This is a genomic window from Miniimonas arenae, assembly GCF_006351005.1.
In the GTDB taxonomy this organism is placed as follows: domain Bacteria; phylum Actinomycetota; class Actinomycetes; order Actinomycetales; family Beutenbergiaceae; genus Miniimonas; species Miniimonas arenae.
In genome coordinates this window covers 13,660-29,984 of record NZ_VENP01000004.1, presented here as the reverse complement: position 1 = coordinate 29,984, position 16,325 = coordinate 13,660, and the positions used below count along the sequence as shown (strand labels likewise).

12 protein-coding genes and 1 tRNA gene are annotated in these 16,325 nt (G+C 76.0%); 6 read left to right on the top strand and 7 right to left on the bottom strand.

All coding sequences use genetic code 11. The features are described from left to right. Positions 1-87: 87 nt before the first annotated feature. From FH969_RS02145 to FH969_RS02135, 3 genes are all read left to right on the top strand, one after another. A complete protein-coding gene (locus FH969_RS02145; protein ID WP_139985797.1) occupies positions 88-528 on the top strand; it encodes a YdeI/OmpD-associated family protein in 441 nt (146 codons plus the stop codon). Positions 529-703: 175 nt separating this feature from the next. Next, positions 704-1,105 (top strand): VOC family protein, encoded by a 402-nt coding sequence (locus FH969_RS02140; RefSeq protein WP_139985795.1) that lies wholly within the window; start codon positions 704-706, stop codon positions 1,103-1,105. A gap of 115 nt (positions 1,106-1,220) precedes the next feature. Next, a complete protein-coding gene (locus FH969_RS02135; RefSeq protein WP_139985794.1) occupies positions 1,221-2,396 on the top strand; it encodes an alpha/beta hydrolase in 1,176 nt (391 codons plus the stop codon). Positions 2,397-2,475: 79 nt separating this feature from the next. Here FH969_RS02135 and FH969_RS02130 read toward each other — a convergent pair whose 3' ends face one another. The 6 genes from FH969_RS02130 to FH969_RS02105 all read right to left on the bottom strand — a co-directional run bounded on the left by FH969_RS02130 (position 2,476) and on the right by FH969_RS02105 (position 10,129). Next, entirely contained in the window at positions 2,476-3,675 is a 1,200-nt protein-coding gene (locus FH969_RS02130) for a hypothetical protein (RefSeq protein WP_139985792.1), read from the bottom strand. Between the two features lie 81 nt (positions 3,676-3,756). Then, positions 3,757-6,684: an FAD-binding and (Fe-S)-binding domain-containing protein gene (locus FH969_RS02125; protein WP_139985790.1), complete on the bottom strand. Its 2,928-nt coding sequence runs from the start codon at positions 6,682-6,684 to the stop codon at positions 3,757-3,759. A 121-nt stretch (positions 6,685-6,805) separates the two neighbouring features. Continuing rightward, positions 6,806-7,387, bottom strand: coding sequence for a hypothetical protein (locus tag FH969_RS02120; protein ID WP_108719073.1), 582 nt, complete (start codon positions 7,385-7,387; stop codon positions 6,806-6,808). Between the two features lie 45 nt (positions 7,388-7,432). Continuing rightward, on the bottom strand, positions 7,433-7,717 hold the full coding sequence (locus FH969_RS02115; protein WP_108719072.1) for a DUF2277 domain-containing protein: 285 nt from the start codon (positions 7,715-7,717) through the stop codon (positions 7,433-7,435). 128 nt (positions 7,718-7,845) lie between these two features. Then, positions 7,846-9,546 carry a hypothetical protein gene (locus FH969_RS02110; protein WP_139985789.1) on the bottom strand — a complete coding sequence of 567 codons (1,701 nt, stop codon included), beginning with the start codon at positions 9,544-9,546 and terminating at the stop codon, positions 7,846-7,848. Positions 9,547-9,631: 85 nt separating this feature from the next. Further along, entirely contained in the window at positions 9,632-10,129 is a 498-nt protein-coding gene (locus FH969_RS02105) for an RNA polymerase sigma factor (protein WP_108719070.1), read from the bottom strand. Between the two features lie 162 nt (positions 10,130-10,291). Between FH969_RS02105 and FH969_RS02100 the strand changes: the two genes are divergently transcribed. The 3 genes from FH969_RS02100 to FH969_RS15075 all read left to right on the top strand — a co-directional run bounded on the left by FH969_RS02100 (position 10,292) and on the right by FH969_RS15075 (position 16,148). Further along, entirely contained in the window at positions 10,292-11,050 is a 759-nt protein-coding gene (locus FH969_RS02100; protein WP_139985787.1) for a glutamine amidotransferase, read from the top strand. A gap of 117 nt (positions 11,051-11,167) precedes the next feature. Then, on the top strand, positions 11,168-11,875 hold the full coding sequence (locus FH969_RS02095) for a glutamine amidotransferase-related protein (RefSeq protein ID WP_180359626.1): 708 nt from the start codon (positions 11,168-11,170) through the stop codon (positions 11,873-11,875). 187 nt (positions 11,876-12,062) lie between these two features. Beyond that, complete coding sequence (locus tag FH969_RS15075) at positions 12,063-16,148, top strand: hypothetical protein (protein ID WP_180359625.1); 4,086 nt, start codon at positions 12,063-12,065, stop codon at positions 16,146-16,148. Between the two features lie 64 nt (positions 16,149-16,212). Here FH969_RS15075 and FH969_RS02085 read toward each other — a convergent pair. Beyond that, a tRNA-Thr gene (locus tag FH969_RS02085) sits at positions 16,213-16,285 on the bottom strand. Positions 16,286-16,325 lie beyond the last annotated feature (40 nt).

The window sequence follows — 16,325 nt, the reverse complement described above, 5'->3', positions numbered from 1 at the left end:
AGTCGATGCTAGCGGGACCGGTCGCGGCACGCGCGGGTTCTTCCGGAGATCTGGCCACGGGCGCCGCCGTGGCGCCACACTGGCGCGATGTCAGAGGCGTCGTTCCAGGGGATCCTGCTCCAGACGGGCAACAACACCGGGATCGAGGTGCCCCTCGAGGTCATCGAGGCGCTGGGCGGCGGGAAGCGCCCGGCCGTGACGGTCACCGTCAACGGGTTCACCTTCACCTCGACCGTCGGGGTGATGGGCGGCCGGTCCCTCGTGCCGTTCTCCGCGGAGAAGCGGCGGGCGACCGGGCTCTCCGGCGGGGACCCCATCGAGGTGACCCTGGCGCTGGACACGGCGCCGCGCACCGCCGAGGTGCCCGACGACCTCGCGGCCGCGCTCGACGCCGCAGGCGCCCGGGCTGCGTTCGACGCCCTCTCCCCCAGTCGGCGCAAGGCGCACGTCGACGCGGTCACCGGCGCCAAGGCTGCCGCCACGCGGGAGCGGCGGGTGGCGGCCGTGGTGGCCGGGCTTGCCAGCTGAGCGCCCGGACGGCCGAACGCCGAGTCGTGGTCACGCGGCACCACCGAACGCCGAGATGTGGTCACCACGGCCCCCCTCCATGACCACGACCCAGCGCTCGCACGCGCCAGGACCCGGACTCGGCCCTGATCATCGCGGGCTGAGCCGTGTCGGAGCCCGGCGCTAGGGTGCCGCCATGTTCGATCACGTCGGTGTTCAGGTGAACGACCCCGCGGCGACGACGACGGCACTGCTGGCCGCCTTCGCCCCGATCGGTCTCGTGGAGATGGTGCGGCACGACAGCCCGGGCGGGCTCGTCGTCGGGCTCGGCGACCGCCAGCTCGGCGACCGCCCCGGATCCGGCCCGTACCTCTGGCTCTCGGCAGCGCCCGAGGGCGGGGTGCGGCACGAGGCCCACATCGCGCTCTCGGCGCCGTCGCGCGAGGCGGTGGAGTCGGTGCACGAGGCCGCGACGGCGGCCGGGCTCGAGATCCTGCACGCGCCGCGCGAGTGGCCGGAGTACCACCCGGGCTACTACGCGGTCTTCTTCCGCGACCTGGACGGCAACAACGTCGAGGCGGTCCACGCCGGCAGCTGAGCGCCGCCCGGCGCGGGAGCGCGAGAAGGCCGGCGCCCCGACGCGGGGGCGCTGCGCCCAGGTGGCGCCGCAACGCGCTGCTGCGACTCGCGCGCGGATTGGGCACGATGGGCGTATGAGACTCCCGGGGCGCGCGGTCCGCAGCACCGGTCCGCTGGCCGGGCTCCCGCCCCGCCCGGCGCTGCCCGCGCTGCCCACCATCCCCGCGCTCGCCGCGCTGGCGGCCGCCCCGCCCCGGGGTTTCGTGCCCGAGCACCAGCCCGACGCAGACGGCGTGAGCCCCTTCGACGCGATCCCCGCGCCGCCCCCGACCGACGCCTGGGCGCCCGACGTCCTGGGCAGCGGCCACGAGGCACGCACCCTTCCCCTGGCGGACGACTTCGAGGGCGAGGTCGTCGCGACCCTCGTGCGCTACCGGGCCGAGCTCGACCCGGCCGCGCCGGAGGGTGCGACGGACGCGGAGCCGCGGTACGCCGTCGTGTACCTGCACGGCTGGAGCGACTACCTGCTCAACCCCGAGATCGGGCCGTTCTGGGCCGGGGTCGGCGGCGTGTTCTACGGCGTCGACCTGCGCAAGTACGGTCGCAGCCTGCGGAGGTACCAGACCCCGGGATACATCGACGACCTCGCGACCTACGACGAGGACATCGAGGCCGCGCTCGACGTCGTCGAGGAGGAGCACCCCGGGTTGCCGGTCGTGCTGATGGCGCACTCGACCGGCGGGCTCACGGCCAGCCTCTGGGCCGACCGCTTCCCCGGCCGAGCAGCCGCGCTCGTCCTCGTCGCGCCGTGGCTCGAGACGCAGGGCTCGACCCTGGTGCGCTCGGTGTCCACGCCCGTGGTGACGGAGGTCGCGAAGGCGTTCCCGCTCCGGGTGATGCCGAACGTCGACCTCGGGTTCTACAACCGCACGATCTCCGACGCCCACGACGGCGAGTGGCCGATCGTCGGCGTCTGGCGCCCCGAGCACTCCTTTCCCGTGCGCTACGGCTGGCTCGCCGCGATCCTGCGCGGCCACGGCCGCGTGGCCCAGGGGCTGGCGGTCGACGTCCCGGTGCTCGTGGTGCGCTCGGCGCGGACGTTGATCAGCCCCATGTGGGACGACGCGATGGCCTCGAGCGACATCGTGATCGACGTCGACGTCGTCGCCCAGCGCGCGCTGCGCATCGCCCCGACGGTCACGGTCGCCACCGTCGAGGGCGCGCTGCACGACGTGCTTCTCTCCCGCCCGGCGGTGCGGGCGCGGGCGTACGCGGAGATCGCGCACTGGGGCCGCGCGTACCTGCCCTGAGGGGCGATCGTTCGCGGCGCATGCCCGGAGAGAGTCGGGCGTTCGCGGCGTACGTCGGTGCCGCGGCGCGCGCGGGGTGTCAGCGGCGCACGGCGCGCCGTCCGCGGCCGCGTGGCCGCGGACCGCTGAGCGCCTCCTCGAGCGCCTCGCCGAGGTAGGGGCCCTCGGCCCCGAAGCGCCACGCCAGCCAGCCGTCGGGCACGTCCCGGCCGAGCGCGGTGGCCGCGGCGGCACCCGGATCGGCGAACTGCCTCCCCGCCGTCACGATGACGCCGTCCTCGGCGAGCAGCGCGGGCTCGGCGGCAGGGTCCTCGGTGAGGACCAGCTCCGCCTCGCCGACGAGGTCCACGACGGCGCGCAGCGCGCCCCGCGGAGCGGGCGCCGGCGCCGGTCGGCGGCGACCTCGGCGGGACGCTCCGTCGAGGCGGGCCTCGGACTGCTCGGCAGGATCGGGGGCGTCCAGCTCCGTCGCTGACTCCTCGGGCCCCGCCGGAACCTCAGGCTCCTCGGACTCCGTCTGGGGCTCGGGCGCGGGCTCCGCCGGAAGTTCAGACTCCTCAGACTCCTCAGGCTCCTCGACCTCCGCCCAAGGCTCGGGCTCGGGCTCGGGCTCGGGCTCGGGCTCGGGCTCGGGCTCGGGCTCGGGCTGCACGCTCGCCGCCTCGACGAGCGCCGGCCCGACCCCGCCGACGAGTGTCACGCCGTCGGAGTCCGCCTCGAGCACGACGTGGCGCGGCAGGAGCCGCGCGCTCACCGGCTCGACGGACAGCATCGGCTGACCCTCGTGCTCGCCCAGGCCGACCTGGTGCACCGCGACCGTGGCGCCGTCGAGCACCTCGACCGCCGAACGCACGCCGTCCGCGAGCGCCGCGGACACGATCATGAGGCCGGGCGCCGCCTCGCCCCGCGGCGGGATGGACTCGCGGAAGTCGGCCCAGTCCTGGCGCAGCGCGTCGGGCCCGTCGGGGTACCAGGTCGCCACGTCCCGCCACGGCGCACGGCGCACGACGGCGGAGCGAGCCAGGGCGGCGACGAGGGCCTCGCCGTCGAGCGACTCCCGGACGACGACGACGACGGCCGCGCCCGTCGAGTCCAGCGCGACGAGGTAGTCGCCGAGCACCTCGTCGTCGTCACGCCAGGCGATCGGGAGCAGGGGGACACCGACGACGTCGAGCACCGCGTCACGCAGGTCCGTGGCCACCTGCTCGGACCAGGCGTCGACGGAGCCGGTCGGCCGAACGGGGAGGGCGCGGCCGTACGCGAGGGCGAAGAGCGGCATCGGTACTGCACCACCTGGAGGGGAAGGACGTGAGCGGCGGCCGCGGAGCGCCCGGCCGGGGCCGGGCCGCGACCCGGTCTCCTATTCTGCCACGCGCACCTGGGCGTGCCCCGGGTCGTGGCCCTCCACCAGGACCTGCGCGAGCGACCGCCCGTGGACCCCCGCGAGCTGCTCCGCCTGGGTGCGACAGGAGTACCCGTCGGCGAGGAACACGGCCCCCTCGGGGGCCTCGCGCAGCGCCGGCAGCAGGCCGTTCTCGGCGACGGCGACGCTCACCTCGTAGTGCCCCTTCTCCATCCCGAAGTTGCCCGCGAGGCCGCAGCAGCCGGCGAGCTGGCGCACCTGCGCCCCGGCGCGCCGCAGCAGGGCCGCGTCCGCCTCGTACCCCATGACGGAGTGCTGGTGGCAGTGCGGCTGCGCGATCACGGTCGTCCCGGTGAGGTCGGCCGGCGGTCGCCAGTCCGCACCCGGCCCGAGGTCGGGATCGGTGAGCAGCTCGGCAAGCGTCCGGGTCGCGGCTGCGACCTGCGCCGCGCGCGGGTCGTCGGGCAACAGCTCGACGAGGTCGCTGCGCAGCACGGCGGTGCAGGACGGTTCGACGCCGACGATCGGCACGCCCTTCGCGGCCGCCGGGCCGAGCACGTCGAGGACGCCGCGCAGCCGCGTCTTCGCCCCGTCGAGCTGGCCGGTGGAGATCCAGGTGAGCCCGCAGCACGCCGGCTGCTGCGGGATGCGGACCGTGTACCCCGCGTCCTGCAGCAGCCGAACCATCGCCTGCGCACCGCGCGGGTCCAGGTGCTCGGAGAACGAGTCGGCCCACAGCAGCACGTCGCGCACAGGCGTCGACCCGGCGTCGCCCCACTCGACCGACTCGACCGACGCCCCGGCCCGCCGGGAGAACCACCGCGAGAACCGCTGCGTGGTGAACGACGTCATCTCGCGTCGGGCGTCCATCCCCAGCAGCGGGAACAGCACCCGGCGCAGCGGGGCCCAGCCCAGGACGAGGTTCGCGAGACCCGCGACGGCGGGGATCGCCGTCGTGATCCTCGCCCACCGCGGCAGCCAGCCGAGCACGTAGTGCTGGACGGGGCGCACCTTGCCCTTGTACCGGCGGTAGGTGACCTCGGCCTTGTAGGCCGCCATGTCGACGCCGGCGGGGCAGTCGTGACCGCACGCCTTGCACGAGAGGCACAGGTCGAGCGACTCCGCGACCTCGGGCGCGTCCCAGCCCTTGACGAGCGTCCCGTTCGCGAGCTCCTGCAGCACGCGGGCGCGGCCGCGGGTGACGTTGCGCTCGTCCTTGGTGGCCTGGTAGCTCGGGCACATGAAGCCGCCGGCGGCGGAGCTGTCGGCGCGGCACTTGCCCACCCCGACGCACCGGTGCACCGCCATGGTGAGGTCGCCGCCGTCGTGCGTGAACGCGAAGCCCTTCGCCCCGAGGGGGCGCGCCGCGGGCCGGCGCAGGTCGGTCGTCACCGCGGCCGGCCGCACGAGCACGCCGGGGTTGAGCGTGTCGGAGGCATCGAAGAGGCCCTTGACCTGCTCGAACAGCTCCAGCACGGCGGGCGGGTACATGTGGTGCAGCAGCCCGCTGCGGGCCCGCCCGTCGCCGTGCTCGCCGGAGAGCGACCCGCCGTAGCGGCCCGCGAGCCGCGCGGCGTCGTTCATGAAGCCCTCGAACTGCGGGACGTCCGCGCGGCGGGTCAGCGGCAGGTCGATCCGGGCGTGGATGCACCCGTCGCCGAAGTGGCCGTACGCGAAGCCGTCGACGCCGTACTGCGCCAGCAGAGCGTCGAAGTCGCGCAGGTAGGCGCCGAGGTGCTCGGGCGGCACGGCCGCGTCCTCCCAGCCGGGCCACGCCTGGGTGCCGGCCGGCGTCCGCCCGGCCAGGCCCACGCCGTCGGCCCGGATGCGCCACAGCGCAGCCGCGGTGGCGCGGTCGGTGGTGACCATCGAGTCCACGCAGCCGCCCGCGGCCACGAGGGCGGCCGCGTTCGCGAGGGCCTCGGCCTCGTCGGCGCCGCCGACCTCGCAGAACAGCCAGCCCGCGCCGCGCGGCAGGTCCGGCACCGTGCCGTGGTGACGACGCACGACGTCGACGAGTCGGGCGTCCATGCCCTCGACGGCGAGCGGGCGCAGCGCGACGAGCGGCACCACCGCATCGGCCGCGCTGGGCATGTCCGGGTAGCCGAGCACGACGAGCACCGGCGTGGTGGGCAGCGGGACGAGCTCCACCGTCGCCTCGAGCAGCGTGACGAGCGTGCCCTCGGTGCCCACGAGCATCCGCGCGAGGTTGCTGCCGCGCTCGGGCAGGAGGTGCTCGAGCGAGTAGCCCGAGACCTGCCGCGTGAAGCGGCCGAGCTCGGTGCGGATCGTCGCGAGGTTCGCGGCGACGAGGCGCTCGAGGCCGTCCACGGCGTCCAGCGCGCCACGTCCCGCACCCGCGGTGAAGCGCCGGCCGGCGCCGTCGACGACGTCGAGCGCACGCACGTTGTCGGCCGTGCGGCCGTAGGCGAGCGCGTGCGGACCGCACGCGTTGTTCCCGATCATCCCGCCGAGCGTCGCGCGGTTCTGCGTGCTCGGGTCGGGGCCGAACCACAGCCCGTGCGGCCGCGCCGCCTGCTGCAGGCTCGACATCACCACGCCGGGCTGCACGACGGCGGTGCGCGCCTCCGGATCGATCTCGCCGATCGCGTTCAGGTGGCGGGAGAAGTCGATGACCACGCCGGGTCCGACGGCGTTGCCCGCCACGCTCGTGCCCGCACCTCGCGCCGTGATCGGGCTGCGATGGCGGCGCGCGACGTCGAGGATCGCGAGCACCTCGTCGGTGTGCCGGGGGAACGTGACGACCTCGGGGACCACGCGGTAGTTGGACGCGTCCGAGGAGTACTCCGCGCGGCGGCGACGCGAGGCGTCCGCCTGGGTCACACGGCTGAGGTCGGCCAGGAGCGCCGCGGCCGCCTCCGCCGCGTCGTGGCCCGTCCCGGCGGGCGGCGCGAGAGTCGTCACCGGGGAAGTCTCGCACCCGGATCACGGGGGGCGCCGGGACGTCCGGCCCGTGGCCGGGACTCCGGTCGCGACGATCGGGGCAGACGGCGCGGGTGGAGGCTGTCCGGGCGTCCGAGAGGCGTCAGCCGGTGCTGACGATCCAGCCCATGGCCACGGGGCTCGCGGCGGCCGGCAGGCTCGCGGAGCCGAGCTCGCCGATGGTCACCGGGGTCTCGGCCGTGGTGCTCACGCCGCTCGGGGCGTCGAGCGTGGTCGTGGCGGGCGCGAGGTCCATCGTGCAGACGGCTCCGCCGGCCTGCGTCAGCTCGACCGTGACGCCGGTGCCGTCCGCCTCGAGCCCGGTGGCGACCAGCGGGCAGGTGCTCGAGCCGAAGGTCGTGACGAACAGCTGGGTGCCGTCGCTGCTCCAGCCGACACCGGCGACGGCGTCCGCGGGCTGGTCGGTGCCGTCGGGCAGGCCGCGGACGAACGTCACGCCGTCGGGCAGGTTGGTGATCCCGCTCGCGTCGGCGGTGCCGCTGCCACCGGCGGTGGCCGAACCCGTCGGCTCGGCGGAGGCGGTGGCCGAACTGGTCGGCTCGGCCGAGGCCGAGGCGGTGGGAGCGCCCGCGTCACCCTGCGGCGACGTGCACGCCGTGAGCGACAGCGCGGCGACGGCGGCGGCGAGGCTCGTGAGAACGAGCGGGCGGATCGAGCGTGGCATGCGGGCTCCTTCGGTCGGGCGCCAACGTACCGCGGACGGTCGGCGTCAGGACGCCGACGCGGCCGCGCGTGCGGCGATCCGCTGCTGCACCTCGGGACGCCGGAGCGGCGGCACGGTCTGCGGCGGCTGCCGACGCTCCGGCAGGTCCTCCAGCAGGTGGTGGGTGATGTGGGCGATCTCGGCGACCGCCTTCTCGAACGCGTCCGCGGTGCGGGCGCTGGGATGGGTGATCCCGGAGACCTTCCGCACGTACTGGCGGGCGGCGGCCTCGATCTCGTCGTCGGTGGCGGCGGGGGCGAGCCCGCGGAGCTCGGTGATGTTGCGGCACATGCGACCACGGTCCGCCCCGTGCGTCGTCCCGTCAACGCCTGCCCCCACGAGAGCGCGGGAGGTCCGTGCGGTGACGGCACGGACCTCCCGCGTCGGGGCTCCATCCCCCCGGCGTCGCCGTCGGTCTGCTACGAGGCGGACGTGAAATCGAGGTCGGAGTCCGCGACGGCGATCACCGAGTAGGTGACCCCGTTCGCGTCCGCGAACTCGTAGGCGGGCACGAGGAGCACCGCGCCGTCGTCACGCCAGACCTGGGCGAGGCCGAGGCGGACCGACACCAGCTCGACGGTGGTGACCGGCCACGGGACTGCACCGGTCTCGGTCGGCGTCGCGGGAGCCTCGGTCGGCGTGGGAACACCCACCGTGACCGGAAGGTCAGCGCCTGCGGCGTCCCGCGCCGCCATCGGCCACATCACGTTCTGCGGGCCGAATCGAGGGTCGTTCAGTCGGTCGGCCGCTGCGTCGACGCTCACGATGGGGTACTCCCCCACTGCGACCGGGGTCGCGAGGGATCCGGAGGCGTAGGTCAGACCGTCGCCCGTGATCTCGACGGAGATCGCGAGCTGGGTGCTCTGCCCGTCGACGACCCTCGTCGCGGTGGCGCCGCGCGTGACCGCGCCCTCATAGGTCTCGGTCGGCGCGATCACGTAGTCGGCGGGATCCCGGCCGAGCGTGCCGAGCAGGTCGGTCAGGGTCGTCACCGCGGCGTCCTCGGCCGGCAGGGCTGCGGTGAGCCCGTCGATGCACGCCTGGTAGGCGTCGTTGTACTCGTTCCACGCCTCCTCGTCGGCGCCGTCCGAGGGGGCCGTCGGGACGTCCTGGCTGCACTGGGACCACGGGTCGAAGGCACCGTTCGCGTACCAGAAGTTTGCTGTGCCATCGAGGTTGACCCACAGCTGCAGCGCGGCACCGTCGTTCCCTCCGACCTGCCAGCTGCCGTTCTCGAGCGTCGGTGTCCCAGCCACGCCGAGCGCCGCCGCGAGTGCCGCGACCGCGTCCTGGCTCGTGGCCGACCGCGCGTCCAGGCCGTAGGCCGTCGCGGACTCGATGCCCAGGTCCGCCCCGGGCGGGGCGGTGAACACCATGCGCCCGAAGGCCGGGTAGATCGCGGCGTCCGAACCGCCAGCGCTGTCCGTCGCCGAGCCGGCAGAGTCCCTCGCCGCCTCGGCCCCGGGCGCTTGTGCGCCACCCAGGGAGATCGGGGCCGGGAGGGCGCTCGCGGGCGCCGCGGCATCGTTCGCGCTCGCGCCCCCACCGGCGCCGACGGCGTAGCCCGCGACGCCCACGAGGGCGGCGGCCGCGCCGGAGGCGACCCACGTGCGCACGCGGTGCCGACGGCGCGCACGCGCCGCGGCGAGGTCGAGGACGGCGGGGGGCTCGCCGTCGGGCGACGACGGCGACGCCGTCGGGGACGACAAGGGCGCGGCGACGTGCTCGCCGTCGGGCTCGTCCGTGCTCGGCGAGGCGGACGACTCGGGCTCGTTCCGGGCCGCGAGCACACGCGCGACGAAGCCGGGGGTGGGCTCGACGTCGTGCGCGGGGTCGGCGACGCGCAGGCGGGCCAGCAGCTCCTCCTGCACCGCGTCGGTCTCGTGGCTGACCTCGAGGTCGTCGGCGTCCGCCTCGTCAATGCGATCACCCGAGGCAGGCTCGGCGCCCGCGGCGGGCTCGTGCGTGGCGGCGTCGTGCGCCGTGTGCTGCGCGGTGTCGCCCGGCACCCCCTGCTCCTGCCGGGTGTCGTCCGTGTCGTCGGTGTCGTGCTGGTTGATCTGGTCGTGCGGGTCCTGCGGGTCCTCGACCCGGTCCGCACGGTCGCGCTCGTCGTTCATGGCGACCTCCTCTCACCGCTGAAGTGTCTGGTCGGGGGCGGGTCTTGCAGCGGCGTGGCGTGCGCCACGGCCGCTGCGGCGCGTCTCAGACGCTCAGCCGCTCGCCCCACGCCTGCCGCAGCCGCTTGCGTGCGCGCGACAGCGCCGCGTCCGCTCCCGATCTGCTGATCCCCAGGACCTCGGCGAGCTCGGCGCCGTCGAGCCCCTCCCACGCGTGCAGGAGCAGGATCTCGCGGTCCCGCCCGGACACCGTGGCCAGGGCGCCGCGCAGCTCGGCGTCGAACAGGGCCGAGATCTCGGGATCGGTGCCCACCCGGGGGTCCGTCCCGCGGTCGGGCAGGTGCTCGACCGGCTGGTCGACACGCTTGCGGCGGTGGTTGGCGAGCACGTACCCGGCGGTCGTGTAGAGCCATGGCAGCACGGCCTCACGGGGCACCACGTCGCGCCGTCGCCAGCACGTGAGCAGCACCTCCGCGGCCAGGTCCTCGGCGTCCTGCACCGGCGCGCGCCGGGCGAAGTAGCGCACGAGGGCGCGCGCATGCGTGCGCGTCACGTCCTCGAACCACGCGTCGTCGTCGTCCATCCGCCCCTCCCGGCCCGTCCCGACAGTCTGCCCGGGCAGCCGCGGGCGCGGCGTGACCTCGGCATCACACCCCGGTCGTGTCGCGACGCGGCCCGATCTTGCACGTCGGTCCCGTACCCGCGCTCGCACGCACCACGCCGCCCCGTGCGCTTGACTGTGCCCATGGACGCGCACCGCCCCCGGCGACGGCCCGGCGCCGAGTTCGTGCTGCTCGCCACGCGCGCCGACGAGACGGTGGCGGACGCGGAGTACGAGGCGTTCGCGCGGTTCATGGGCATCGGGCAGGAGCGCCTGCGCCGCGTGCGCCTGGAGGCCGTCTCGATGCCCGCGCTGGACCTCGACGCGATCGCGGGCATCGTGGTCGGCGGCAGCCCGTTCACCTCGAGCGACCCGTTCGGCTCAAAGTCGGCCGTGCAGGTGCGGGTCGAGACGGAGATCGCGGCGCTGCTGACGGACGTGTGCGAGCGCGACGTCCCGTTCCTCGGCGCGTGCTACGGCGTCGGCACGCTCGGCACGTTCCTGGGCGGCACCGTCGACACCACGTACGGCGAACCGGTCGGCGCCGTGCCCGTCACGCTCACCGACGCGGGCCGCGCCGACCCCCTGCTCGCCGGCATCCCCGACACCTTCCAGGCCTACGTCGGCCACAAGGAGGCGCTGAGGGACGTCCCACCCGACTGCGTCCTGCTCGCCTCCTCCACGACGGCGCCCGTGCAGATGATGCGGTTCCGCGAGAACGTCTACGCCACGCAGTTCCACCCCGAGCTCGACCGCCAGGGCATCGTGGACCGGCTGCTCGCCTACCGCTACGAGGGCTACTACGACCCCGCGGAGGTAGACGAGGTCGTCGCCCGCGTCCGCGCCGCCGACGTGCGGCACACCGGCCAGGTCCTGGCGGCGTTCGCCGCGCGCTACGGGTAGCCGGCCGCGGATCGCTGGTCCGCCGTCGTGCCGGCCGCGGAACGCGCGCCCGACGGCGTGCCGCCCGCCGCGGCCGTGTCACCCGCCCGCAACGTGGGCCGGGCAGGATCGGCCCTCGTGACCGACTCCTCCGCTGCGCTTCCGACCGCCCTCGTGCTGCGCCACGCCCCCGACATCGGCCTCGGGAACGTGGCCGGGACGCTCGCGGCGCACGGCTACGCCGTCACGACCCTCGACGCCCCGACCGCCGACCTCGACGGGCTCGACGTGCTCGCGCCGGACGTGCTCGTGGTGCTCGGCGGCACCGAGGGCGCCTACCAGGGCGAGATCTACCCCTACCTCACAGCCGAGACGGCGCTGCTGCGGCGGCGGGCCGACGCGCGGCGTCCGATCCTCGCGATCTGCCTCGGCGCGCAGCTGCTCGCGCAGGCGCTCGGCGCGAGGGCGTGGCGCGGCGAGGTGCACGAGGTCGGGTTCGTGCCGATCGACGTCACCGCGGCGGGCGTGAGCTCGCCCGTGCGGCACGTCGCGGGGGTGGCGATGGTGGAGTGGCACCACGACACGTTCGCGGTGCCCGACGGCGCGGAGCTGCTCGCGACCACGCCCGCCTACCCGCAGGCGTACCGGATCGGCCCCTGGCTGCTCGCGGTGCAGTTCCACCCCGAGGTCGACGAGGAGATCCACCGCGGGTGGGTGCGGCAGTGGGCGGACGAGATCGAGGACGGCACCGCGGAGCAGCTGACGGCGGACCGGGCGCGGTTCCTCGACGGCGCGCAGGCGGCGTCGCGCGCGATGGTCGGGGAGTGGCTGACGCAGCTGGGCTGAGTCGCGGTCGACCGGGTCGGCGCGCACGGCGGACCCGACGACGGCGCCGATCGTGCGACTCGTCGGCCCGGTCGACCGGTCCCCGGTCTGCCCGGAAGGGCAGCAGACGTGCACGCGCCGCGCTGTCCCGGCCGGCGGCCGATCACGGATGCTGAGGCATGCGGACCTCGCGGCGCTCGGCGGACGCATGACCCGTGCAGCCGCGCACGAGGAGACGACCCCCCGGCGCCCGGACGCGCCGGTCCGCCGACCGGCACCGGCCGCGGCTCGGGACCAGGTCGACGCCGCACCTCCCCCGGCTGTGCTGCGCTCCCCCGCCGCCCTCGTCGCGCTCCAGCGCGCTGCGGGCAACCGCGCGACCGCGGGCCTCGTGGTGCAGCGGGCACTGGTCAACGACGCCTCGTGGGATCCCGTCGACCCGGTGACGGGGCAGGGCACACGGGTCGAGGCGGTCGTCGGTCCGGGCTACACGTACGGCTCGGGTCCCGGCACGCAGGTCGGCTTCCGGCCCTACGACTACACCCACCTGTTCAGCTCGGCCACGGCGGGCGCCATGTACTGCCAGGGCCACCTGCTCAACGACAACCTCGGCGGGCCGGGCAACCCGGGTCACGCGAACGCCGCGCAGAACCTCACGGCGTTCCCTCAGCAGCCGACCAACGGCGACCACAAGAACCTCATCGAGAAGTTCGTCAAGACTGCGGCGAAGACCGCCTGGTTCCGCTACACCGTCCAAATCACCTACGGCACCGGGTCCGGGCCTCGCCTGCGGCACCGGCTGCACGGCAACCTCGCGCCCGCGACGGCTGCGGGACTCGGCCCGACGGCCGCCACCTTCGGGTACGCCAACAGCCTCACGGCGACGTGGGAGGAGCTCCAGGACGGGCCGGCCGTGACCAATGCCGGGGCGATCGCCAAGGTCGGCGGCGCCGCGGGCTCGCTCGTGATCCAGATCCCCAGCCCGCTGTCGTACGTCGCGCCCGCCAAGCAGGCCGACGAGTACCCGGGCGGCAAGGGCGCGAGCTGGAGCCACCTGCCCTCGTTCAAGGAGCACCAGCAGGGGGCGACGGGCGGGGCGCTGCCGCCGACCAGCGCCAAGACACTCCCCCCGACCCTCGCGCGCCCGCACGTCATCCCGCAGCGCTGGCACGGGATCGAGGCCGCGCGGGCAGGCATGGGGGTCGCGGGCGGGGCGAACGCCGCGTGGCAGGCCGGGCACCAGCACTACCTCGACGGCGTGACGGCGTCCCGGAACGGCCCGGCCTCGGCGACCCGCCTGGGGCGCGGCTACACCACCGGGTACGCCGACTTCGAGGCCGGGATCACGCACGGGCGGGCCAACCCCCTGGCGTCGCCGCCCGCGAGTCCGCCCGCCGCGATCGTCTCGCACGGCGAGTACTGGACCGGTGTGGGCAAGGGCCGCACGACCCCGCTCGCGACGCCGCCCACGACGGGGCGCGCCGAGATCGCGGGCCACGAGGACTTCTGGGCCGGCGTGACGCACGCGAAGAGCCATCCTCTCCTCGCCGCTCCGGCGGGCAACCGCGGTCAGGCGGAGGGACACCGCGACTACTGGGGCGGCGTGACGCACGCCCGGGCGAACCCCCAGGGCGTCGTCCCGCCAGGCAACCTCGGTCAGGGCGGCGGGTACGACGACTACTGGACAGGCGCGGGAGCGGCGCTCGCCGACCCCACCTCGGCGACCCCCCTCGTGCTCGGCGCCGCCGCCGGGCACGCCGACGTGCTCGCGGCGCTCACCCACGCGCAGGGCAACCCGCGCGGGACGGCACCGGCCAACGCCACGACGGTCGCGCAGCTGGCCGTCGCCGCGTACTGGGCGGGCGTGGACTTCGCCCGCAGCCGGCCCGTTGGTGACGCGTTCGTGGCGGCCCCGCCCGCGGCGGGGATCGGCGTCGCCGGGGTCCGAGCCTTCCGCGACGCCCTCACGCTCGTCGCCCACGACCTGCCGTCCCTCGCGGTGGTCCCGGCGGGGGGTGGCGCGCGCGAGGCGGCCGCGGACTACCGCACCGGGGTCGAGGCACACCTCAACGGGACGCCCGCGGACCACGCGCGCACCGCGCACGCCCTGGGCTGGCAGGCCGCGGCGGACGGGGAGTCCGCCGGGCGGGCCGGCACGCCCGCCACACGCACCGACGCCGGGTACCTCGCGGGCTTCCACCACGGGTCAGGAGAGGCGGACGCCCGCTCGGACCGTCCCGCGGACGTCGCGGTGGGCGGCGGCGGCGACCTGTCCCGCGCCGGTCACTCGGGCTACCTGGCCGGCGAGGCCGCGGCGCGCGCAGACCTGTCCTCGGCAGCGCCCGGCCGCCCGAGCGAGTCGCGCGGGCACGCCGAGTACCTCGCGGGCGTCGCGCACGCTCGCGGGCACGCCCGGGGCGTCGCCGCTCCCGGCGGCGAGGCCGCCGCAGTGCGCGCCGTCGCGGAGTACTGGCAGGGCGTCGACCACGCCCGCACGACCCCGGGCCCGTACCCGACGGCGGTGTCCGCCGCCCGTGCCGGCACCGAGGACTACGCGGCGGGCGTGGCCGACGGCGAGGCCACGCTCGCGGCGACGCTCGCCGTCGGGCCGGTCGGCGGTGGGCGCGGCGAGGGACTCGCGGACTACCGCGACGGCGCGACGGCGTGCCGCGCCGGGCTGCCGGCCGACCCTGCACGCTCCGGCGCGGCCACGGCGTGGCAGGCGTGCCAGGACGGACTGACCGCGGGAGCCGCGGCGCTGGACGCCACCAGCCAGCCGCCACGCACCGAGGGCGCCTACCTCGTCGGGTTCCTGCACGCCTACGGCGCGGTGCACGCGCGGGCCGGACGAGCCGTTCCCACGCCGGGAGCGGGCGGTGACGGCGTGGCCGCCGAGGGGCACGGCGCGTACGGCGCCGGCCTCGCGTCGGCGCGCAACGACCTCGCGGCGCCGCCCCCCGCGGGTCCGGTCGAGGGGCTCGGGCACGCGGAGTACCTCGCCGGGGTCGCGGCCGCGCGGAGCGCCGACCGGAGCAGCCCCCCTGCCGCGGACAGCCAGGCGCGCACGGCCGCGTGGTCGGAGTACTGGCTCGGGGCCGACGCGGCGCGGACGGTCTTCGACGACGCCGGGGCCGCGGCGTCCGCCGGGCGCGCCGGTGCGGCGGACTACCGCGCGGGCGCCGACCACGCGGCGAGCACGCTCGACGCTCTCGCCGACGTCGAGCCCGCGGGAGGCGCTCGTCACGAGGGGTTCGTCGACTACCGCGACGGCGTGGAGGCCTGCAAGGCGGTCGGCCCGCCCGTGCCGAGCCGGTCCGGCCACCAGCGCGGGTGGCAGGCGTGCGCGGACGGGATGCCGGCGGGCGACGACGTCGCGGGCACCCCGGCCCCCCTGCGCACCGACGCCGGGTACCTGAGCGGGTTCCACCACGCGCGGGGCGGCGCGCTCGCCCGGTCGGGGCAGGCCGACCCCGGCGGTGCCAGCGCCGCGGAGCAGCTCGGCAGCGGCGGCCATGCCGAGTTCCTCGGCGGCGCCGTCTCCGCACGGTCGGACGCGGCCGGCGCCGCGCCGGCGCGCGTGCTCGCCGCCCGCGGACACGCGGACTACCGCACCGGCGTGGCGGCCGCCGCGAGCCACCCCCGCGACGCCGACGCGCCGACGGACTCGACGGCGGCGGCGCAGGGCTGGCGGGACTACTGGGCGGGGGTCGACCTCGTGCGGGCGAACCCGACGACCGCCATCGCGACCGCCGCGACCCATGGCGCGGGCGGCGCCCAGGGCGCCGACGACTACCGGGCAGGGCTCCTCCACGGGGCGGCCCAGGCCGCGGGCGCCCTGCCGGCTCAGTCGGGTGCGGTTGAGGGGGCGCAGGACGTCTGGGCCGGCGAGCAGGCGACCGTCGCGGCTCAGCCGGGGACGGCACCTCCGGGATGGTTGACCCCCATCGGTCAGACGGTCTTCGCCGCGTACTGGACCGGCGTGGCACAGGCCCGGTCGAGGCTTGCGGGGTTCAAGGGCGCTCCCCCGACGGGTCGGGTGACCCTGCTCGGGTTCGCGACCTACCGCGACGGCGCGCTCGCGGCGGCCCGTGAGGAGGTGAACGACCTCACGCGGCCTGCGTTCGCGCTGGGCTGGGCCGACGGCGACGCGGGCCGCCTCGACGCCCGCAACGGCGTGGCGCCGGCGCAGCCGCACGGCGGGTACCTGCGCGCGCACGAGATCACGCCTCGCGCTCCGGTCAAGCGGTCGGGCGATCCGCTCGAGAGCGATCGCCACGGGCCCGGCGACCAGTGAGACGGTCCGCGACCGCGTGACCATGACGAAGGCCCGGAACACGTGGATTCCGGGCCTTCGATAGAGCCGCCTAAGGGAATCGAACCCTTGACCTATTCATTACGAGTGAATCGCTCTGCCGACTGAGCTAAGGCGGCGACGCTGACCGAGGATCGCCCGGGCAGCGGCGTCCACTGT

What these genes read in the sequence shown, in the direction of transcription:
- FH969_RS02145 (WP_139985797.1), top strand. Translation starts at nt 88, where the DNA reads ATGTCAGAGGCGTCGTTCCAGGGGATCCTGCTCCAGACGGGCAACAAC.
- FH969_RS02140 (WP_139985795.1), top strand. Translation starts at nt 704, where the DNA reads ATGTTCGATCACGTCGGTGTTCAGGTGAACGACCCCGCGGCGACGACG.
- FH969_RS02135 (WP_139985794.1), top strand. Translation starts at nt 1,221, where the DNA reads ATGAGACTCCCGGGGCGCGCGGTCCGCAGCACCGGTCCGCTGGCCGGG.
- FH969_RS02130 (WP_139985792.1), bottom strand. Translation starts at nt 3,675, where the DNA reads ATGCCGCTCTTCGCCCTCGCGTACGGCCGCGCCCTCCCCGTTCGGCCG.
- FH969_RS02120 (WP_108719073.1), bottom strand. Translation starts at nt 7,387, where the DNA reads ATGCCACGCTCGATCCGCCCGCTCGTTCTCACGAGCCTCGCCGCCGCC.
- FH969_RS02115 (WP_108719072.1), bottom strand. Translation starts at nt 7,717, where the DNA reads ATGTGCCGCAACATCACCGAGCTCCGCGGGCTCGCCCCCGCCGCCACC.
- FH969_RS02110 (WP_139985789.1), bottom strand. Translation starts at nt 9,546, where the DNA reads ATGAACGACGAGCGCGACCGTGCGGACCGGGTCGAGGACCCGCAGGAC.
- FH969_RS02105 (WP_108719070.1), bottom strand. Translation starts at nt 10,129, where the DNA reads ATGGACGACGACGACGCGTGGTTCGAGGACGTGACGCGCACGCATGCG.
- FH969_RS02100 (WP_139985787.1), top strand. Translation starts at nt 10,292, where the DNA reads ATGGACGCGCACCGCCCCCGGCGACGGCCCGGCGCCGAGTTCGTGCTG.
- FH969_RS15075 (WP_180359625.1), top strand. Translation starts at nt 12,063, where the DNA reads ATGACCCGTGCAGCCGCGCACGAGGAGACGACCCCCCGGCGCCCGGAC.